Source organism: Pseudoalteromonas sp. B62 (assembly GCF_037162565.1).
GTDB classification, from domain to species: domain Bacteria; phylum Pseudomonadota; class Gammaproteobacteria; order Enterobacterales; family Alteromonadaceae; genus Pseudoalteromonas; species Pseudoalteromonas fuliginea.
Genome location: NZ_JARLVB010000002.1, coordinates 3,496,294 through 3,516,518 on the forward strand (window position 1 = coordinate 3,496,294; position 20,225 = coordinate 3,516,518).

A 20,225-nucleotide genomic window follows, 5' to 3' on the forward strand; every position below is an offset into this window, starting at 1 on the left:
CCTTTTTTATCTAGCTGTATCAATTTAAGACAAAAATGCAAATTTAATAATAAACAGTGCCGTTAAAATCCATACGCTAATTGTGACTTCGTCTTGCTTACCACACAACACTTTTACTACAGTATAAGATATAAAACCAAGTGCTATACCATGAGCAATTGAAAACGTTAATGGCGTCATCAGTAAAACGACTGTAACGGGAATGGCATCGGTCATATCATCCCAATTAACAAACTTCAGATTTTGTAGCATTAAAACTGCAACATATAAAATGGCTCCAGCGGTTGCGTAAGCTGGTACCATTTGCGCAAGTGGTGCAAAAAACATCATAAGTAAAAAGCAAATACCTACCACAACTGCTGTTAAACCAGTACGCCCACCTACAGATACACCTGCAACAGACTCTATATAAGATGTTGTAGTAGAAGTGCCCAACATAGCGCCTGCAATTGTTGCTGTACTGTCAGCACTTAGCGCTCTTCCTAACCGAGGCATATTTCCTTTTTCATCAGCAAGCCCTGCTTTTTGAGTAACTGCAACTAAAGTACCCGAGGTATCAAATAAATCCACAAACAAAAATGCGAAAATAACGCTCAACATAGATAATTCAAGTGCAGCACCAAAATCAAGCTGCATAAAAGTAGGTAAAATAGAAGGAGGCGTAGCAACAATTCCATGGTATTCAACAAGCCCTAAAGCCAGTGCGATACAGGTCACTAATAAAATACTAATTAATACACCACTTTTAAAGTTACGATATAAAAGCGCAGCAATAATAAAAAAGCTGAAAATAGCTAATAATGGGCCAGCTGAAGTTATATCACCTAATTGTACTAACGTTGCAGGGCTGGCAACGATGATGCCCGCATTTTTAAGAGCAATTAAAGCTAAAAATGCGCCAATACCCGTTGCAATGGCCCGCTTTAAAACCAAAGGAATGGCATTAATAATCCACTCACGAACTTTAAACAGGCTTAGAAGTAAAAATATACACCCAGACATAAAAACAGCACCTAATGCCGCCTGCCATGTGTAACCCATCCCTAATACAACACCATATGTAAAAAATGCATTTAACCCCATTCCAGGCGCTAATGCTAAAGGATAATTAGCCCACAATCCCATAATAAAACAACCAATAGCAGCTGCAATACAAGTTGCTACAAAAGCAGCTCCCTGATCCATTCCAGCCTCTGCTAACATGGCAGGGTTAACAAATACAATGTAAACCATTGTGATAAATGTAGTAATACCCGCAATGCATTCACGGCGGACTGATGAGCCATTCTCACTAATTTTAAATAAAGCTTCGAGCATAATAGACTTATGGTTGTAAAAAGTGGCAATATTTTAACATAAAAATCATCTTTTACAGGACATTTTACCTTGCGATATACTAAACTATTGACTTAGTTACATAACGAATGAGTGAGCATGATAAAAACAACACCGACAGGCCAAGATTTAGAGCAGCAGTTAGACAATATACTGTCCTTTGTCACGCAACCTAGCGACACTAACTCAACGCCAACTAACGAAAATAGTCAGCAAAATACACTGAACAAAGCACTGTATTATTTAAAAAACAATCAAAATGCACTTGCTGCGAAGTGGATGCGTTTAGCTGCGATGTCTGGAGAACTTCGAGCACAATTTTACTTAGGACTATTTTTTGTAAAAGGCCAAGGTGTTCCGCAAAGTGTATTTCATGCAGTTGCATGGCTAAGCTTATCAAGTAGTCAAGGTCACGAGCCAGCAACTACTGCATTAACTGACTTGCGTAAACACATTGAAACTAAACGCTTTAAAGATGCCCAATGCTACGCTGCAAGTTTATATGAACAAATTCACCAATTGCAGTTTTCTCACCTAATACCAAATAACGCTAACGAAGAGTAAATTACACATACGAAACTATGCTGTAATTTACACATGAAATCATTATTTAAAGCTGCCATATCAACCTTCAACAGGTGTATACAGTATTCAACACAATAATGCACAGTTGGAAACAACAACATAAAGGTAAATTTAAATCATTAAATATTAATAACTTAAAAAAATGACAATTTAAAAAAAGTCTAAATCTTAAATTATCGTACAAAAAAATAGCAAAAAACACTTGCACACAAACACTGTATAAACTACTGTATGTGAATACTGTATAAAAACCCAGTGAGTGAAGCGATATGTTACAACCAATTACCGTACGAACAGTTAAAAGCTACCAACAAGACAATAAAAGCGATTGTGTTAATTTAATTGAAATTGAAGATGAAATTTCGGCAACATTTGAGCTATTAAAAGTATTACATCAATACAATAGCTTAAATGCTTGGACATTATTAATCGCACCCGATCACGTCCCTAGTAAAGCGCTACTTGATTCGTGCTCTATCGATACGAGTAAATTACTCGTTATTAGACAAAAACACTTAGTGAATCTAGAGTACGTATTAAATTCGGCTTTACACAACGGTAATTTTGCAGCTGTAATTACTTGGACTGATATAGTTAATAACCAGCTATTAACTAGCTTATCTCTGGATATGAGTAAAACAAATACAAAGTTATATTGCTTCACGAAAAACAAACAAACCACAGAGATATTACTAGCTCAATAATCTTGTTAAACTAACATTTTAGCTTTACACCAAAATTATGACCTCACTGAATAAAACATTATGTCTTTGTGGCAGCCAACAAAATTATGTTGACTGCTGCGAACCTTTTCATTTGGCAATACAGCATCCTCAAACACCAGAGCTACTTATGCGCTCTCGTTATAGTGCTTATGCACTCAAAAATGCTAAGTATATTTATCAAACATATACAACAGATAAACAGCCCGAAAACCCCGTTAAAGAAATTAAAGAATTTGCAGATGGTTGCCGCTTTATAAAACTGACAATTATAGATTCAGGCCACGATGATAGTCAGGGTTTTGTAGAATTTAAAGCGCACTACTTTTATGATAATTTATACTGTGAATTGCACGAACAATCAAAATTCATTAAAGAAAAAAATCAGTGGAAATATTCTGACGGCGTTATATTACCTGTTGCAGATATAAAAATTGGCAGGAACGATGATTGCCCATGTGGCAGTGCTAAAAAGTATAAAAAGTGCCACAGCCTATAAACCTCAACTTACCCAGGCATCAGGTATTTTGAAACACACTAATTAGTTAAATAATATGTACTCTAGTTTTGTACATATTATTTAACTTAATGTGGCGCATACGCACGAAAAGTTATTTATTTCCAAAAAACTCAGCGTCTCTAAATAAAATTTTTATACCAATCTGCTTATGTATGGGGTCTATTTAACGTTAAGAAAATTACGCTAGAACTAGGCAAAAGTTTTTGTATCTAGTTGTTCTAAATAAAAAATTTTTAACGACGTTATAGTGCAATTTAATTCGTTAAATTGATCAAAGATTTATGCAGGTTGGTATTATAGGGTTATGAGATAATTTATATTGTTCAAATACTTATACCAACTCTTTTAATTAAGTGATCTATTTTTAGATAACAGAGTCGTGTCGATAACAAGACAAAAAATCGTTATTTAATTGTCCTATATCAGAAATTTTTAACCCCGTTAGCGTCAGATTTAATCCCTCAAACTGATTAAGCATGATTGCGGATTGGTTGGTTAGTATTATTCAGATTGATATTAAAACCCACATAACAAAAATGGACCACTTGGGTCCATCTCTACTTTACGAGTACTTAAAATTTAAGAGTTACTCGTCGTCATCTAAATCAGCTTGTTGACGCTGTGCCGGCTTTGCTAAAATCTCTACGTAGAAAGACTTTAAATCTTGCTTTTCGATGTCGCTGATATGATTGCTAATCTCTGCAACGTGCACTACTTGAGCATCTTCAGCTGTATTACCAAACTTACAGTCAAATGCCCAGTAATCAGCATCTTCAGGTAGCGTTTTATTACGTTCTCTTTTCAAATATTTTTTCACTTCGTGCTTTGCAGCATCGACCATACGAGGGTATTTGATTTTCTCGTGATTCAGCGTGAATGTTTTCTTCATTACGTTCCTAATTACCTTGGTTTAATGATAACGGCATTTCATGTCATACCATTTGACATCATTATAGCAATTGCATTAAATTTTTGGATGGTTTTTTTAAACTAAATCAATTTTTAGGCAATTAACATTATAAATAGCTACAAAGCCTCTCTTTTTAGCCATCATTATTATAAAAATGACCATTTAAAGCTTGTTTTACTGGGCCTGACATAAGCTGATTTGAAATCGTAGATAGATAAATTATTTTGTAGGTCAATATTATGCTGTAGCTAAGTGAAGCGGTTGATGTAATGATTCATCATTAAGACCATCATAGAATGAAGCTACGTCCATTTGCGGATGCGATAGCTGAGTCTCTTTGTTCTTAATACGTCTGCGCACAGCTAGCTCACAATTATCAAGCACATTGAGTGGAATATGAGCTAAATCATTTCTTATTGAAAGTGGTTCAGGGTTTAAGCAGTGTCGTAACTTAATATCGCTCATACCTGCATGCTCTCCCACATTTGATAATAAAGCGGCGTTGTGTTGCCCAATCAACATATTAAATTCATCAGGTGCTAAAGGCTGCTTCGGACCCGAACCAAATTGCTTACGAAGTGTCTCTTCTTCAACAATAGGGTTTTCAATATCTGTTTTTGGAAAATGGAACTGACTAAAATCAAGCGCATCGTGGGATAACATTGCCAATAAAAGAGAAAACTCTCCTCGACGTTGTTCGTGTACACTTTTATTCAACCGTGTACTTAGTTGACTCTCTGTGATTAACAAATCGTCGATTTGCATAGACTTTAGCCGATTATTGTAGGTAATAGATATTTATCGGCTTTATTTCATTTTTCTTTAGCTTTTTTCTTTACTTAAATATAAGTTTTGCTATTATCAGCGCCGTTGCACTGGAGGGGTTCCCGAGCGGCCAAAGGGATCAGACTGTAAATCTGACGGCTCAGCCTTCGCTGGTTCGAATCCAGCTCCCTCCACCACTTTTCTTACCGCTAAGTTAAGTGGGGCCAAGTGTAACAAAATTAGTGTGGAGGGGTTCCCGAGCGGCCAAAGGGATCAGACTGTAAATCTGACGGCTCAGCCTTCGCTGGTTCGAATCCAGCTCCCTCCACCACTTTTCTTCTAAAATACCTTATATTTTAAACTTCAATAATTTTTTAAAATTCCCACTGTAAACTTTGTCCATTATTCTTTAACCAATCTGATGCTATCTTATGATCCGGATAAAACTTAGCTACACGTTGCCAAAATACACGACTGTGGTCTAAGTGACGTAAATGCGCCAACTCGTGGACTATGACGTAGTCTATAATTGATTTTTTGGCTCCAATCAAGAGTAAGTTAAACGTAAGCTCACGTTTACTATTACAACTCCCCCATTTACGTTTATAGATACGTATTCGTAAATCATTCGGTAAAGGTTCCTCCATTAGTTTACAAAAGTGGGCAAGACGCATATCAATATATAATCCTAATTTTTCAGTTAAATACGCCTCAAGTAATGTTTTATACTTCAATTTTTTATGGCTCACTCGAGAAGAACACAATACGCTTAATGTATTCTCATGCTCTATAACTTGAGAATGCAAAGCGTGTTCAAACGTTATGTCTATAAGATTTGAGAAAATTAGAATTTTATGTGTTTCGAGTGGATATTGCTTTGAGTCTGCAATATTAATCTGTTTATCAAGTTGGCTATTTACCCAATCTCGTTTCTCAACCAACCATAAATCCAACTGTTTTTTAGGAACATAATGAGGCGCATAAACGGTTATTGACCGTTGGTGCACTTTAATAGCAACAGTCTTACGTCGGGCACTTCGCTTTAATTGATACTCAAACAACAGTTCTACCACATTTAACCAACACGAAATTTCTAATATTTTATACCAATAGGCTTAAGTATGGGATCTAATTAATAATAAAAAACAGGTCTATAACTAAGTGAAAACTTTATATCTAACTGCTTCAAACGATAATAGAAGACCAAGCCTTGCTGACCTTACAATATTAAAGTTCATTTTATCTAAGAGCGATTTAATCGCTGCGTGAGGTGTGTCACCTAGTGGGGTCGGTAACTTTTCATGCGTTACCTTACTGACTTACATCCATGTGAAAAAAAGTAAAAACCTAGCAAAGCTTCTGCGTCCTGATCACGATTTTCACCTATATTTGTGCAGCGACAAAACGTAAATTACCTTTAGGTTGAATCCTAAAAACAGCGCATGTCTGGCACTTATGTTAACTGTACAAGCACAAATAATTGCTAAAAAATACAGTTTCACTTGAAACAAAAAAGCAGCGAATAAACCCCAATTAGATATTATTCAAAGTGATAGCAGTATGATAAAAACTTACACATAAATTCATATAATGGGAATTATAGGATTAACTACATTAGCTTTTTTAGATGAATGCGAACCTAAGTTAACCGATGGATAGTAAAGTTTTATATACGAGTAATCATGAGATGTGATCTCATGGCTATTACCACTGTCATCTTTAAAATACATTGAAAACGTTACACCATGATCAGCAAGAACCGCTTTTATATTTAAACTTTCAAGATGACTAAGCCACTGTATAAATTGCTCCCCTGTTGCCAAAAATGCAATTCCTTTACTGCGCCCCTCACCTTCAAAAAGTGCTAAACGAGTCGTTGAACTAGCATCCTCGAGCGTTAAAGGTCCTCGTTCGTCCTCATTCCAAAAAGCAAGTTCGGGTACTATACTAAAACCTAAAACGCGCTCATACCATTTAACTGCATTCGATAAATTTTCAACATTCAAATGGCAATGATCAATACCTGACAATTTAGGCATATTTTTATTATCCACGTTACTCACCAATTTCTGACTTTAATTGCTCTAAAAACTCATGCATGTAAACTGTACGCCTATTCGCTTCTGCTTTAGCTGATGGGGTATTCATGCTTTGAGCAATATGTAATAGTTTTATAAAAAAATGATCAAGTGTATATTTTTTATCATCAGCTTCTCGTTCAATACAAAAGGGTCTTCTGGGTTATACAATAACCGAGAAATTGAGCCGCCAACTTTCATACATCGACTCACTCCAATCGCACCTAGTGCATCCATTCTGTCAGCATCTTGTACTATTTGCGCCTCAACTGTTTTAATTTCTATATTTGCGCTAAAGCTATGAGCCGCAATAGCATGATGAATATCATCAAAAAGTGACTCGTCATAATCAATCGATTTTAAAAATTCCAGTGCCTTATCTGCTGCCATAGTAGAGGCTTTTGCACGATCAGGGTGGTTTTTAGCCACCGCCACACAGTCATGCATCCACGCTGCAGGTAATACAACTGACATATTAGCCTGCTCTGCATTACATAGTTTTATTGCAACGAGCACCACTCGCTCTATATGCGTAATATCGTGAGCCACATCGGCATGCACTAAAGAGGTTATAAATTCTCTGCATTGTGAATTAAGTATTTGTAAATCGGGGCTTAAAACGGCGTCAGGCACTTTCAGGTTCCAAAAGCTAATTAATAAGTGAATTATTAGTACTTTACCGTGCTTTATAGCCCTCTTGCAAAACATTCATTGTATGTTGCCCGCTGCTTGACTAAAATACAGCGCTTATTTATTACTACTGAGAAGCCTTATGTCATCTGCCGTTTACCTACAAGCTGGTCGCGATAAATCATTAAAAAGAAAACACCCTTGGTTATTTTCAAAAGCCATCAAAAAAATTAAAGGTAAACCTGGATTAGGCGACACAGTAACGATTCACGATAGCGAAGGTAAGTTTTTAGCAACTGCTGCTTATAGCCCTCATTCGCAAATTCGTGCACGTGTTTGGAGCTTTGACGAAAAAGAAATCATCGATCAAAACTTTTTTGAACGCCGTTTACGTCGCTCATTAGAAGCACGGAGCCAAGTAATAGAAGAAGGCGGATTAACAGGCTTTAGATTATGTGCAGCTGAGTCTGATTACTTACCAGGCGTTACAATCGATAAATTTGATAATGTACTAGTTTGTCAGTTACTAAGTGCGGGTGCCGAGCGTCATAAAGGCGAGATTGTTGGCGCGTTAATGGCTATTTTTCCAGGTTCTAGCATATACGAGCGCTCAGACGTAGAAGTACGTACAAAAGAAGGTTTGGAGCCAATTAAAGGTGTTCTTTGGGGTAATGAGCCAACACAACCTGTACTTATTGAAGAAAACGGCTTAAAAATTGAAGTCGATATAATTGAAGGTCATAAAACCGGATTTTACTTAGATCAACGCGATAGCCGTGCTGCACTTGAGCGTTTTTCAAAAGACAAAACGGTACTTAACTGTTTTAGTTACACAGGTACATTTTCGTTGTACGCTTTGCGTGGCGGGTGTGAGCATGTCACTAACGTTGATGTATCGCAACCAGCGTTAGATACTGCTAAACGTAATGTTGAGCATAATAACTTAGACTTAAATAAAGTTGATTTTGTGAAGCAAGATGTCTTTAAGTTACTGCGTCAATACCGCGACGAAGGCAGACAGTTTGATACCATCGTAATGGATCCACCAAAGTTTGCTGATAATAAAGCGCAGCTAACGGGCGCGTGTCGTGGTTATAAAGACATCAACATGATTGCCATGCAAATACTAAAACCAGGTGGAACATTACTGACATTCTCTTGCTCTGGCTTAATGGAGCAAAACCTATTTCAAAAAGTTGTTGCTGATGCGGCTCTTGATGCGGGCAAAGATCTACTTATAATGGAACGATTAAATCAAGCAGCCGATCACCCAATTGCGGGTAGCTACCCTGAAGGCTTTTACTTAAAAGGCTTAATTTGTAAGGTTTTTTAATATCTAATCATTCAATTTAATTAGTTAAACTGAATGATTTCAAGGCCTGCTGTTATTGTGCCATCATCTTCTTTGCTGGCACGTATTACCTTAGCCGTTGCTTTTAACGGTGCAATGCTAGGGTGAGTAGACGCTATATCAACTGTTAAAATAGTATCTGGCTCAAGTAAATCATCCAAATGCAATGATAACCCTGTCGCGCTCAAATCAACACACTCTGCCGTATAATTCAAGCCAGCTACTGGCTCCACTGTTGTTAAATTTGCAGTCGCATTTACCTGCATACGTCTAAAGTTTCGTTTGTCATCTGTGAACATAAATCCCTCTACACTATTGTATTAATTTGCTCTAACAATACACTCATTGAAAATGGTTTTACTACATAAGCGTCGCATCCTGCGTCAAATCCGGCTTTTTTCTCCAACTCCGACTCAAGGCCAGATACCATAACAATAGGTATATTTTTTGTCTCCGGGGTATGTTTTAGCATACGACATGTATCGTAACCATCAAGTCCTGGCATGCACACATCAAGTAAAATTATATCAGGTGGATTAGCAACCGCTGATGCTAAACAACTTTTACCTGAATCAGCATAGCTCACATCAAATTTAGCAGTGAGTGCTGCTTTAAGAATTTCATAATTAAAATACTCGTCGTCGACGACTAGCAGCCGTCGTGTTTTAGGTTCGATCAATGAGGACATGGGTATGCCGTTTCCTTCTCAAAGCAAAAATAAGTCCTCCCATTAAGGTACTAAGCTTAATGGAAAATGCAAGTTTTATTCTATTTCTTTTATTGCATTTAAAATGCGTTTTGATGAAATAGGGTAAGGAGTTCCTAATGTTTGGGCAAACAAAGAGACTCTTAGTTCTTGCTGCATCCAAAAAATATCGGTTACTTCTTGCGGAATTGGCAACCCTTTAGGTGTTTTATTAGTTAATTTCTTATATTCAATTGCCACTTTATCAAGTTCAAGTACGCATAACCTATCTCTGTTTGGATCAACTGGTAATTTTTCTAAGCGTTTTTGAATAGCTTTTAGGTAACGGATTAAATCCGTTATTTTATCTGCGCCATGCGCGCTCACAAAACCTTTAAATATAAGTGACTCAAGCTGTGATTTTATATCTCCGTGCGCCGTTATCATGGTTAAATCAACGCGTCCTTTCATTTTTTTATGCAGCGCGTGAGCAATACTTAATACTTGCTCAACTTGTGTTGCAATCGATACGACAGCATCACCGAGCTCACCACGTATTTGCTCTTTTACTGTTTCAAATGCTTTTTCATCGCGTATATCGCCGTGTTTTACTAATAAGCTATCAACGCCTGCGGCTATACAGTCATCGATTAAATCGGCTATTTTTCCAAACGGGTTAAAGTACAAACCCAGCTTTGCTTTATTTGGTAAATTTTGTTGTAAATACTTAATAGGTGAAGGCACATTTAATAAGACTAAACGGCGTAAACCTTGTTGATGTGCTTGCTGTGCTTTTGCTTCACTATCAAAAAGCTCCACAGCAGCAGCTGATTTTTTATCCACCAGCGCAGGGTATGCTTTTATCTCATATTGGCCTTGTTTTTTAACATATGAAGATGGCAGCTCACCAAAATCCCATTGTGTTAGGTCTGATTTTTCAATGCCTTTATCGGCTACTTTAGAGAGTGTTTCGGTTACTTCACCTTGCAGCTCTGCTTTAAGTTTGGCTAAATCAAGTCCACGAGCAAGTAACTTATCGTGTTCATCACGTACTTCAAACTGCAATCTTAAATGCGGTGCAAGCGCGGTTAAATCCCATGCCTCTGGTTCAACTTTTACACCTGTCATTCTCAATAAACGCGTCGTTAATGCATCAATTAAGCTCCCTTGCATTGGCTCAATAGCTGCCAGCACTGCATCAGCATAGTTTGGTGCTGGCACAAAATTACGACGAAGCGATTTAGGCAATGACTTTATAAGTCCACTTATTAGCTCATGCCTAAATGCTGGTATGTGCCAGTCAAAACCACTTTCTTGTACTTGATTCAACAGCGCGACCGGTATTTGTACCGCAACGCCATCAACTGCTTGGCCTGGATCAAAATGATAAGCAAGCGGTAATATAATATTGTCTTGCTGCCATGTATCAGGGTAGTCAAACTCGGTTATATTACTTGCACCATGCTGCATTAACTCTTCACGAGTCATGTGTAAGTAATGCTTATTTTGTTGTTTTTGTGTTTTATACCATTTTAAAAATGCAGCGCGGTTATTAATTTCTTTGGGTATTTTTTTATCGTAAAATTCAAATAACGTTTGCTCATCAACTAAAATATCACGACGACGTGACTTATTTTCCAGAACTTGAATATCTTCTATTAGCTCACTGTTAAATGCTAAAAAGCGCTCGTTTAAGCCCAGTTCTTGCTCAACTAATGCAGTGCGTACAAAAAGCTCTCGACTCACTTTAGGATCAATGTTGCTATAAACACAGCGGCGTTTGTTTACAACGAGTAGGCCGTACAAAGTTTGCTGCTCAAACGCAATTACCGCACCTGGCTTTTTCTCCCAATGAGGTTCTGTGTAACTACGTTTTACTAGGTGTTGTGCTAATGGCTCTACCCAGTTAATGTCTATTTTTGCATTTGTGCGGGCATATAATTTACTGGTTTCTACCAGCTCTGCTGACATGATCCATTTAGGGCTCTTTTTAAATAAACCTGAACCCGGAAAAATATGAAACTGACTATTACGTGCGCCTTTGTATATTTGTTTTTCATCTTTAAAGCCAATGTGGCTTAGCATCCCGCTTAATAACGCCTTGTGCACAAGCTCGCCATCAGCCGCTTGGCTGGTTGCTTTCATGCCCATTTCGTTACACACAGTACTTATTTGATAAACAATATCTTGCCATTCACGCAGACGCATATAGGCCAAAAAGTCTTTTTGACACAGCTTTCTAAATTGGCCGTTAGTCAGCTCGCTTTGCTGCTCTTCTAGGTAATTCCATAAGTTTAAAAAAGCAATAAAATCTGAATCTGGGTCGTCAAAACGACCGTGCTTTTCATTGGCCGCAGCACGTTTTTCCTGTGGGCGTTCACGTGGGTCTTGAATAGAAAGCGCCGCTACAATAATAATCACTTCACGCAATGCGCCAAGTTTATGGGCTGTTAGCACCATTTTTGCTAAACGTGGGTCAACGGGTAATCGGCTGAGCTCTCTACCTGAAGCGGTTAAACTTGTTTTGTTATCACGTTTGTCTGGTTTTACTGCTTGTAGTTCTTCTAATAACGATAAACCATCACTTATATTACGGCTATCTGGCGCTTGCACAAACGGAAATTGCGCCATATCACCAAGCCCGAGTGCCAACATTTGCAAAATAACTGAAGCAAGATTAGTACGCAGTATTTCAGGGTCGGTAAACTCTGGACGTGATAAAAAATCATCCTCAGAGTACAACCTAATACAAATACCCGCTTCAATACGTCCACAACGACCCATACGCTGATTAGCGCTTGCTTGTGATATAGGCTCTATTGGTAAGCGCTGTACTTTTGTACGATAACTATAGCGACTTATACGCGCAGTACCTGGGTCTATTACATAACGAATACCCGGCACAGTGAGCGATGTTTCGGCTACGTTAGTCGATAAAATAATATGGCGACGAGAATGCGGCGCAAATATACGGTTTTGCTCTGCGTTAGATAAACGCGAATAAAGTGGCAATACATCGGTGTGTTTTAAATTACGCTTGCTAAGTGCATCAGCGGTATCGCGTATTTCACGCTCACCATTTAAAAATATAAGAATATCGCCTGGACCTTCAGCGCACAGCTCATCAACGGCATCAAAAATACCTTGTAGCTGATCGCCCTCCGCTTCCATATCATCTTTATTAATATCAGTAATAGGGTTGTAGCGCACATCAACTGGGAAAGTACGACCCAATACTTCTATAATAGGCGCATCATCAAAATGCTTTGAAAAACGCTCAGGATCAATAGTCGCTGAAGTAATTATTATTTTTAAATCAGGGCGTTTTGGAAGTAGGTTTTTTAAGTAGCCTAGAATAAAGTCGATGTTTAAACTACGCTCATGCGCTTCATCAATAATAATAGTGTCGTATTGATTTAAAAAGCGGTCTTGCTGAATTTCTGCCAGTAAAATACCGTCAGTCATCAGTTTTACATACGTATTATTAGAAACCTGATCGCTAAAACGTATTTTAAAGCCAACTTGCTGACCAAGTTCACACTTCATTTCTTCAGCAATACGATTAGCTACGGTACGCGCTGCTAATCGGCGTGGTTGCGTATGCCCTATTAAACCATCAACACCACGACCAAGCTCTAAACACATTTTAGGTATTTGAGTTGTTTTACCTGAGCCCGTCTCACCGGCAATAATAACCACTTGGTTATTTACAATGGCGTCTTTAATTAATTCCTTTTTTTGACTTACTGGCAATTGCTCAGGGTAAGTCACTTTAGGGAGGCCAGCTAAGCGCTTATCGCGTAATTCTTGGCTACGGGTTATATCAGCCGCTATTTTTTCAAGCGCGTTGGCATGCTTGTTTTCATCGGTTATTTTTTTACGCCATGTAAGCGTTTTTTGAAAATGAATTGATCTTTTTTAAGCACGTTTTTAGCTCGCCAAACAACTGACCTAGGTTTACCACCCGCATACCTTATAAAATTAGTTAAAGAGCCGTAATTGTATCAAATTAAACGGCTGGGGTTAATCCTACAAAATGCATAACGCGGGGTTGTTTGTTATATAAACGCTGTTATTGAACTAAACGGTGAATAATAAATTTATTTTAAGCAGTTATTTTCAGCGCTAACTACATTGAATAAATTAAATGACGTTGGCTTATTCGTCGTTAAAAATGCCCACGTAGGTCGCTTGCGTATTCGATTTACTAGCTCGATACATGCCAGAGGTATTAAATGGCAAGCTAATATTACCCTTAGTATCAATAATAATGACGCCGCCAGTGCCACCAATGGGCTTAAGCACACCGTTTATAACTTCATCCCCTGCTTCGGCTATGGTTTTACCTTGGTACTTAACGCGCGCACATATATCGCTCGCTACGTTATAGCGAATAAAATATTCACCATGCCCTGTTGCCGATACTGCGCACGATTCATTTTCAGCAAATGTTCCGGCCCCAATTACCGGCGCATCCCCCACGCGGCCATAACGTTTTGCCGTCATACCACCGGTTGATGTACCTGCTGCTAAATTACCATTTTTATCAAGCGCCACTGCGCCAACCGTGCCCATTTTGTAAGAGTTAGGTAATGCTTTGTGCGCGGCTTGGTACTCTTTACTGGTTGCTTTAGCTTTATCTAATTTTTGTTTTGCTTTTAAAAGTGCTTTGTAACGAGATTCGGTATCAAACAAGTTATTTTCGATAAGTTCAACACCTTGCTCTTTAGCAAACTCCTCAGCGCCTTGCCCACTGAGCATTACGTGTACAGAGTTATCCATTACCAAACGCGCTAAATTAATTGGGCTCTCAATATGCTTTACACCCGCAACTGCGCCTGCTTCACGGTTTCGACCATCCATTATTGATGCATCAAGCTCATGTCCGCCATCGTAAGTGTATACCGCTCCACGCCCTGCATTAAAATAAGGGGATTGCTCTAATACGGCAATTGCTGCAGTCACTGCATCTAAGCTTTCGCCGCCTTGATGTAATACTTTATAACCTGTCTCTACTGCTTGCGTTAATTTTGCCCGATACTCTTTTTCTTGAGCGGGTGTAAATCGTGATTTTTCTATTGTCCCTGCCCCACCATGAATCGCAATGGCAAAAGGAGTCTCTGCAGCTACTACGCTATTACTTAAAGCAAAAAAGCTGCTCGCAAAAAATGCTAATAATGGTGTTTTCATAATGAATTCTTTTATGGGGAAGTTATAAACCAATGTGAATGGTTGCGGGCTTAATTTCAACCAAAGTGAGTTTAATGACATAAAAAAAGCGCCTTAAGGCGCTTTTTCAAAATTTAACGTGTTTGTAATACCAATTTTATTAAAAACATGATTATTCTAGCGTATTAAATAGCTCACTAACTACGTTGAAAATTATTTATATAGAACAACTATGTATCATAATTTTAGCCTTGTTATTGAGCTATTTTCTTATCGCTATAATAGAACACTAATTTAATGCAATTGGTATAATTAAGCTTGTTGAGCTTTTAAACGCGCTAAACGTGCTACTTGATGAGTAGACGTTAAGAAAGAATAAATTGGTGCTAAGTAACCACGTTTACGAAGCTCTAGGAAATCAGCATCGCTTAGCTCGTTTAGCTTTTTCTCATCGATAAGGTAAATACCGTTTATGTCTTTTTTCTCGCCTTTAATGTCTACTGTAAGCGTTTGCGCAATTAGTAGCTCTTTATCAGCAAGGAATTTAGTGAACGCTTCAGTTACTTGAGAAAACTCAATAAAAGATACAAGCGCTTCTTTACGACGTTTTAGGTAATCAGTCTCTTCGCCATTTTCGAATAATGCGTTGCCTTCATCTTCACCAACAAGCGCACTTGCTTCATCAATTACAATGCCGAATTGATCTTGCTCTGGGTGCTTAACTAGACCCAGTGGGTAACGAGTAGATGCCATTGGTGCAAATGCTGCTGTCCATTTACCATCTTCTACAAAAAGGTTTTCGCCTGGCTCAAGACCAAACATAGCGACAGCTTGGTAAGTGTCATTTTCGTTATTTTTAACGAATGACATTGGAAACTCGTTTGCTACACGTGCAAACTCATGTGCAACTACTGGCACTAAATGTTGAGTTTTCATGAATTCTACGTTGATGCCATTTTTAATTTTAATGTTGGCATGTTTTTCGTTGTGTAAAGGCTGTACTTGTTGCTCCGCCATGTTACTGCTCCGTTTATTTTTAGTTTATGTGTTTCATTTTTAATACCTTAAGGCTAATGCTTTTGAAACCAAAAAGGAAGGGAAACTTTTATGACAGTCGTCATCAAAAAATAAAATTTAACTAAATCCAAGCGTTGCTAAAAAACACACAACCAAAACACATAAAATCAGATTAAAAACAATACACTTAATGATTGTTTTTAATACAAGTTACGGATGCTCATTCACATTGATTAACAGTCAGAGTGCGTTTATTTATAGTGTTTAGACTTAAATTTGAGCAAATAAAAAAGGCAGCTTATATAAGCTGCCTTTAAAAATCACATTGGTACTTTAATTTAAGGCGCCCAATACACTTCAATATTTATGCTTGGGTGGTTAAGTACAGCGCGAAGTGGCATATCATTAACATCGCCCCCCGCTTTTGCTTGCTTATAAACAGCGAGTTTTTCTTCACCGCTAATTAAAAGCTTAACTACTTTAGATTGCGCAATGGCATTTAAAGTTAGTGTCATTCTCTCAGTAATACTACCGGTTACTTCACTTTCAATCGCGTTAATAGCACACACTGATTGTGTGGTTGTTAAACCATGCTCTAAACCGTTTGCATTTGGGAATAACGACGCTGTATGGCCATCTGGGCCCATGCCTAAAATAGTCACATCATATGGTATTTTTAGTTCGCTATAAGCCGTTTCACACTCTTGTGTGCCCTGTTGGGCCGTTGCTGCAGCGTTCTTCATAGTAATAAAGTTGGCAGCACTACCATGATTTTGTAATAAAGTACTTTTAATAAATGCTTCATTACTTTTTTCATGGCTTGGGTCTACCCAACGCTCATCAACCATTGCAACATCAACATGTTGCCAATCTAAATCAAGTGTTGATAAATGCTTATAAGCTGGCGCAGGAGACGAGCCGCCCGACACCATTAATACAGCACGGCCATCGTTTTTAATGCCATCACGTAATGATTGCTCAAGCGTTGCAGAAAGCTCTTTCGTCAACGCATCTTTATTATCAAAAAATTTCTCAACTAATGTTGCCATGCTTATACCTTATCGCCTGTGTTAAACCATACATGGCTCTTCTCTGCCAATAATTCATCAGCATCATCAGGTCCCCAGCTACCAGCACGGTAAAGTGCCGGTTTGCCTTTTTCTTGCCATCTGTCAATAATTGGATCAATCCATTTCCACGCTTGACGTACTTCATCACGATGAATAAATAACGATGGGTTATCGGCAGCCGCATCAAGCATTAAACGCTTGTATGCATCTGAGTGAAAACCGTTACTGTAAGCTTGTGAAAGCTCAATATTCATCGTTACTGGTTCAAGTTGCATTTCCAAATTATCGAGGCGCTTAGACATAAGCGTTAATTGAATTGTTTCCTCTGGCTGCAAGCGAATAACAAGGCGATTTGGCTCAATATTACCTACGTTATCTTCGTAAATATTATGAGATACTTTTTTGTATTCAACCACAATTTCTGCACAGCGCTTAGCCATACGTTTACCTGTACGAAGATAAAACGGAACACCAGCCCAACGCCAGTTATCAATGTGTGCACGAATCGCAACAAAGGTTTCTGTTTTGCTAGAGCCTTCTTTTAGTTCTTCAAGATAACCGGGTACAATTTTACCATTTAAGTCACCAGGCACATATTGACCGCGCACAATATTTTCATCAACATCGCTACCATTCAGTGGGCGAAGTGCTTCTAATACCTTTAGCTTTTCATTTCGGATACTGCTGGCGTTAAGTTTATTGGGCGCTTCCATTGCAACTAAACACAGTAGCTGTAACAAGTGGTTTTGAACCATGTCACGAAGTGCACCGGCTTTATCATAAAAACCAGCGCGGCTTTCAAGGCCAACCGTTTCTGATAAGCTAATTTGGATGTTATCAATAGACTTAGCATCCCACATATTTTCAAACAATGAGTTTGAAAAACGCAGCGCCATTAAGTTTTGTACTGTTTCTTTACCTAAGTAATGATCAATTCGGAAAATTTGCTCTTCATTAAAAAACTCTGCAATTTTTCCGTTAATTGCTTCAGCAGAATCACCGCAATAGCCAATTGGTTTTTCAACAACAACACGTGATGTAGGGGTAATTAAACCTTTCGTAGAAAGTATTTCACAGCAAGTGCCGTATACAGCTGGCGGAAGAGATAAATAAAACACACGCGATTTAGTGCTTTCGTGCTCATCTAGAATGCCTTTTAGCACATCCCAATTATCATCCGCTTCTGTAACATTACTTACTACTGGCACTAAAAAAGTAGAAAACGCTTTCCAATCTTTAGCGTTAAACTCACCTTTGCTTAAAAATTCTTGTAATGCTTTATGCGCTGTTTCTACGTATTCAGCACGTTTAGATTCTTCGCGCACTGTTGGTAGGATACGTGAGCCTTCAGGTAAATTACCTTCTTGATATGCTCTGTACATTGCAGGTAGTAATTTGCGTAACGCAAGATCACCACCGCCCCCAAAAATTATAATATCAAAAGGATTAAGCATAGTTACTCTCTACGTTGTGATACCCAGTACATTTTATAAATGCGCGGATATGCCTATTTATTGCTAGATTAGATGGCTTTTATAACTGTATTTAAATAAAAGCCTGCTGAATTGTTCTGTATTGATGATTTATTATTATTTATTTTATCATTTGCGCTTATTAAATGAGCCTTAGGGGCCCTGTATCTCCTCTCACAAAAATACAGACCCTAAGCACTCCAGCGCTACCCGTTCAAAGGTACTCGGTTTACTTACTTACGTAAGCGAATTTTTTACTGCGTACGGTTTTGCTTGTAGTACGCCATTAAGCCGTTTGTCGAACTATCATGGGCGTGTTTTACGCTTTCATCAGTGAGTTCACTTTCAATTTTAGATGCTAACCCTTTACCTAGCTCTACACCCCATTGATCAAACGAGCATATTTCTAAAATAATGCCTTGGCAGAATATCTTATGTTCATACAGTGCAATTAAACGACCCACTGTTTTAGCATCTACAGTATCTAATAACATAGATGTTGTAGGACGATTGCCTTGATGAATTTTATGATTTAATAACTCATCAATCTCTGCTTGCGATTTACCCTTAGCGGTTAAATCAGCTGTAACTTGCGCTGCATCTACACCACTCATCATCGCTTCTGTTTGTGCAAAGAAGTTCGATAATAAAATATCGTGATGTTTATCAACATTCACTTGTGGTTTAACTGATGCAATAAAATCTGCAGGTACAATTACATTACCTTGGTGTAAGCACTGATAAAAGGCATGCTGACCATTAATACCCGTCATGCCCCAAATAATTGGAACCGTGGTGTAAGGTACCGTTTCGCCCGCAAAGTTAACGTGCTTACCATTACTTTCCATTTCGCCTTGCTGTAAATAAGCTGGTAACATATGCAGAGCTTGGTCGTACGGTAATATAGCTTGCGCTGTGTAGCCCAAAAAGCTGGTATTCCATACACTAAGCAATGCCATAATTAATGGTATATTTTGCTCAAACGGCGCAGACTTAAAATGTTCATCTATTTCAAACGCACCTTCTAAAATTGCTTCAAAGGCATCGTAGCCTAAATATAAAGCAATGGGTAAGCCTATCGCACTCCAAAGTGAAAAGCGACCGCCAACCCAATCCCACATAGTGAATACGTTTTCGTCGCTGATACCAAAGGCTGCCGTTTTTTCTAAATTTGTACTTACTGCAACAAAATGCTTTGCAATTGTACTTTCATCTTTTGCTGTTTGTAAAAACCAATCAACGGCTGTTTTAGCGTTTGTCATGGTTTCTGACGTAGTAAATGTTTTTGACGAAATAACAAATAATGTTGTTTCAGGATCAATGGCTTTTAAAACAGACGAAATTTGTACACCGTCAGCATTAGATACGTAATGAACATTCAATGTATCATCTGCCAGTGCTTTTAATGCCTCGGTTGCCATTTGCGGACCAAGGTTAGAGCCACCAACACCAATACTTACAACATCTTTTACCGCTTTGCCGGTATAGCCTAGCCATTTTCCGCTACGAACTTTTTCAACAAACACTTTAATTTTAGCTAATTCGTTATCTACTGCTTGTGTCACGTTTTCACCATCAACAATGAGTGGTGTATGAGCACGATTGCGAAGTGCCGTATGCAGTACTGAGCGATTTTCAGTGATATTAATTTTTTCACCACTGAACATTTTATCGCGCCACGATGCAATATCGCAATCTTTAGCAAGCGACATTAAGTTAGCAAAAACATCGTTATCAATAAGTTGCTTAGAATAGTCGAATAATACGCCAGGTACTTGAGTAGAAAACTGAGAAAAACGCGTGTCATCTTGTGCAAATAACGTTTTCAGATGTGTTTGTTTCATCTTAGCTGCACTTTGTTCGAGTGCTTGCCAACTTGCTAGTTGCGTTCGGTTAGACATGAGAATACCCTCTAA

General features: G+C 38.2%; 16 protein-coding genes, 2 tRNA genes and 2 pseudogenes. 6 read left to right on the forward strand and 14 right to left on the reverse strand.

What is annotated here, in order from left to right; genetic code table 11:
- Positions 1 to 24: 24 nt before the first annotated feature.
- Complete coding sequence (locus P4S71_RS20225; RefSeq protein WP_045984411.1) at positions 25 to 1,317, reverse strand: NCS2 family permease; 1,293 nt, start codon at positions 1,315 to 1,317, stop codon at positions 25 to 27.
- Between the two features lie 117 nt (positions 1,318 to 1,434).
- On the opposite strand from P4S71_RS20225, the gene P4S71_RS20230 reads away from it, so the two are divergent.
- The 3 genes from P4S71_RS20230 to P4S71_RS20240 all read left to right on the forward strand — a co-directional run bounded on the left by P4S71_RS20230 (position 1,435) and on the right by P4S71_RS20240 (position 3,141).
- Positions 1,435 to 1,899, forward strand: a complete 465-nt coding sequence (locus tag P4S71_RS20230) for a tetratricopeptide repeat protein (RefSeq protein ID WP_007375893.1) — start codon at positions 1,435 to 1,437, stop codon at positions 1,897 to 1,899.
- Positions 1,900 to 2,189: 290 nt separating this feature from the next.
- The gene (locus tag P4S71_RS20235) at positions 2,190 to 2,624 is read left to right on the forward strand and encodes a SulA-like leucine-rich domain-containing protein (protein WP_007375894.1); all 435 of its coding nucleotides are present in this window, start codon (positions 2,190 to 2,192) and stop codon (positions 2,622 to 2,624) included.
- Between the two features lie 37 nt (positions 2,625 to 2,661).
- Positions 2,662 to 3,141 carry a YchJ family protein gene (locus P4S71_RS20240; RefSeq protein WP_149605166.1) on the forward strand — a complete coding sequence of 160 codons (480 nt, stop codon included), beginning with the start codon at positions 2,662 to 2,664 and terminating at the stop codon, positions 3,139 to 3,141.
- A gap of 607 nt (positions 3,142 to 3,748) precedes the next feature.
- On the opposite strand, the gene P4S71_RS20245 is transcribed toward P4S71_RS20240, so the two are convergent.
- Complete coding sequence (locus P4S71_RS20245; RefSeq protein WP_007375896.1) at positions 3,749 to 4,051, reverse strand: DUF6172 family protein; 303 nt, start codon at positions 4,049 to 4,051, stop codon at positions 3,749 to 3,751.
- Positions 4,052 to 4,309: 258 nt separating this feature from the next.
- Positions 4,310 to 4,837, reverse strand: coding sequence for a VC2046/SO_2500 family protein (locus tag P4S71_RS20250; RefSeq protein WP_033023203.1), 528 nt, complete (start codon positions 4,835 to 4,837; stop codon positions 4,310 to 4,312).
- Positions 4,838 to 4,949: 112 nt separating this feature from the next.
- Between P4S71_RS20250 and P4S71_RS20255 the strand changes: the two genes are divergently transcribed.
- Positions 4,950 to 5,034, forward strand: a tRNA-Tyr gene (locus P4S71_RS20255).
- A 49-nt stretch (positions 5,035 to 5,083) separates the two neighbouring features.
- Positions 5,084 to 5,168 (forward strand) — tRNA-Tyr (locus P4S71_RS20260).
- 43 nt (positions 5,169 to 5,211) lie between these two features.
- On the opposite strand, the gene P4S71_RS20265 is transcribed toward P4S71_RS20260, so the two are convergent.
- From P4S71_RS20265 to P4S71_RS20275, 3 genes and pseudogenes are all read right to left on the reverse strand, one after another.
- A complete protein-coding gene (locus tag P4S71_RS20265) occupies positions 5,212 to 5,910 on the reverse strand; it encodes a M48 family metallopeptidase (protein ID WP_007375898.1) in 699 nt (232 codons plus the stop codon).
- 510 nt (positions 5,911 to 6,420) lie between these two features.
- Positions 6,421 to 6,876, reverse strand: a complete 456-nt coding sequence (locus P4S71_RS20270; RefSeq protein ID WP_442961725.1) for a VOC family protein — start codon at positions 6,874 to 6,876, stop codon at positions 6,421 to 6,423.
- 16 nt (positions 6,877 to 6,892) lie between these two features.
- A pseudogene (locus tag P4S71_RS20275) lies at positions 6,893 to 7,623 on the reverse strand (HD domain-containing protein).
- Positions 7,624 to 7,687: 64 nt separating this feature from the next.
- On the opposite strand from P4S71_RS20275, the gene P4S71_RS20280 reads away from it, so the two are divergent.
- A complete protein-coding gene (locus P4S71_RS20280; RefSeq protein WP_007375901.1) occupies positions 7,688 to 8,878 on the forward strand; it encodes a class I SAM-dependent methyltransferase in 1,191 nt (396 codons plus the stop codon).
- Positions 8,879 to 8,898: 20 nt separating this feature from the next.
- Here P4S71_RS20280 and P4S71_RS20285 read toward each other — a convergent pair whose 3' ends face one another.
- From P4S71_RS20285 to pgi, 8 genes and pseudogenes are all read right to left on the reverse strand, one after another.
- Positions 8,899 to 9,195 (reverse strand): PilZ domain-containing protein, encoded by a 297-nt coding sequence (locus P4S71_RS20285; protein ID WP_008135574.1) that lies wholly within the window; start codon positions 9,193 to 9,195, stop codon positions 8,899 to 8,901.
- Positions 9,196 to 9,203: 8 nt separating this feature from the next.
- Positions 9,204 to 9,584 (reverse strand): response regulator, encoded by a 381-nt coding sequence (locus P4S71_RS20290; protein ID WP_007375903.1) that lies wholly within the window; start codon positions 9,582 to 9,584, stop codon positions 9,204 to 9,206.
- Between the two features lie 75 nt (positions 9,585 to 9,659).
- Positions 9,660 to 13,545 (reverse strand): annotated as a pseudogene (gene hrpA, locus P4S71_RS20295) (ATP-dependent RNA helicase HrpA).
- A 194-nt stretch (positions 13,546 to 13,739) separates the two neighbouring features.
- Positions 13,740 to 14,771 (reverse strand): isoaspartyl peptidase/L-asparaginase family protein, encoded by a 1,032-nt coding sequence (locus tag P4S71_RS20300; protein ID WP_337151393.1) that lies wholly within the window; start codon positions 14,769 to 14,771, stop codon positions 13,740 to 13,742.
- Between the two features lie 291 nt (positions 14,772 to 15,062).
- Complete coding sequence (locus P4S71_RS20305; protein WP_007375906.1) at positions 15,063 to 15,767, reverse strand: SapC family protein; 705 nt, start codon at positions 15,765 to 15,767, stop codon at positions 15,063 to 15,065.
- Positions 15,768 to 16,105: 338 nt separating this feature from the next.
- Positions 16,106 to 16,816, reverse strand: a complete 711-nt coding sequence (gene pgl, locus P4S71_RS20310; protein WP_337151394.1) for a 6-phosphogluconolactonase — start codon at positions 16,814 to 16,816, stop codon at positions 16,106 to 16,108.
- A gap of 2 nt (positions 16,817 to 16,818) precedes the next feature.
- Entirely contained in the window at positions 16,819 to 18,291 is a 1,473-nt protein-coding gene (gene zwf / locus P4S71_RS20315; RefSeq protein ID WP_337151395.1) for a glucose-6-phosphate dehydrogenase, read from the reverse strand.
- Positions 18,292 to 18,563: 272 nt separating this feature from the next.
- Positions 18,564 to 20,210, reverse strand: coding sequence for a glucose-6-phosphate isomerase (pgi, locus tag P4S71_RS20320; protein WP_007375909.1), 1,647 nt, complete (start codon positions 20,208 to 20,210; stop codon positions 18,564 to 18,566).
- Positions 20,211 to 20,225 lie beyond the last annotated feature (15 nt).

Bases quoted from the DNA above. Each gene is read 5' to 3' on its own strand.
- P4S71_RS20285 (WP_008135574.1), bottom strand. From the start codon at position 9,195: ATGTTCACAGATGACAAACGAAACTTTAGACGTATGCAGGTAAATGCG.
- P4S71_RS20270 (WP_442961725.1), bottom strand. From the start codon at position 6,876: ATGCCTAAATTGTCAGGTATTGATCATTGCCATTTGAATGTTGAAAAT.
- P4S71_RS20300 (WP_337151393.1), bottom strand. From the start codon at position 14,771: ATGAAAACACCATTATTAGCATTTTTTGCGAGCAGCTTTTTTGCTTTA.
- pgi (WP_007375909.1), bottom strand. From the start codon at position 20,210: ATGTCTAACCGAACGCAACTAGCAAGTTGGCAAGCACTCGAACAAAGT.
- P4S71_RS20245 (WP_007375896.1), bottom strand. From the start codon at position 4,051: ATGAAGAAAACATTCACGCTGAATCACGAGAAAATCAAATACCCTCGT.
- P4S71_RS20250 (WP_033023203.1), bottom strand. From the start codon at position 4,837: ATGCAAATCGACGATTTGTTAATCACAGAGAGTCAACTAAGTACACGG.
- zwf (WP_337151395.1), bottom strand. From the start codon at position 18,291: ATGCTTAATCCTTTTGATATTATAATTTTTGGGGGCGGTGGTGATCTT.
- P4S71_RS20290 (WP_007375903.1), bottom strand. From the start codon at position 9,584: ATGTCCTCATTGATCGAACCTAAAACACGACGGCTGCTAGTCGTCGAC.
- pgl (WP_337151394.1), bottom strand. From the start codon at position 16,816: ATGGCAACATTAGTTGAGAAATTTTTTGATAATAAAGATGCGTTGACG.
- P4S71_RS20240 (WP_149605166.1), top strand. From the start codon at position 2,662: ATGACCTCACTGAATAAAACATTATGTCTTTGTGGCAGCCAACAAAAT.
- P4S71_RS20280 (WP_007375901.1), top strand. From the start codon at position 7,688: ATGTCATCTGCCGTTTACCTACAAGCTGGTCGCGATAAATCATTAAAA.
- P4S71_RS20230 (WP_007375893.1), top strand. From the start codon at position 1,435: ATGATAAAAACAACACCGACAGGCCAAGATTTAGAGCAGCAGTTAGAC.
- P4S71_RS20235 (WP_007375894.1), top strand. From the start codon at position 2,190: ATGTTACAACCAATTACCGTACGAACAGTTAAAAGCTACCAACAAGAC.
- P4S71_RS20225 (WP_045984411.1), bottom strand. From the start codon at position 1,317: ATGCTCGAAGCTTTATTTAAAATTAGTGAGAATGGCTCATCAGTCCGC.
- P4S71_RS20305 (WP_007375906.1), bottom strand. From the start codon at position 15,767: ATGGCGGAGCAACAAGTACAGCCTTTACACAACGAAAAACATGCCAAC.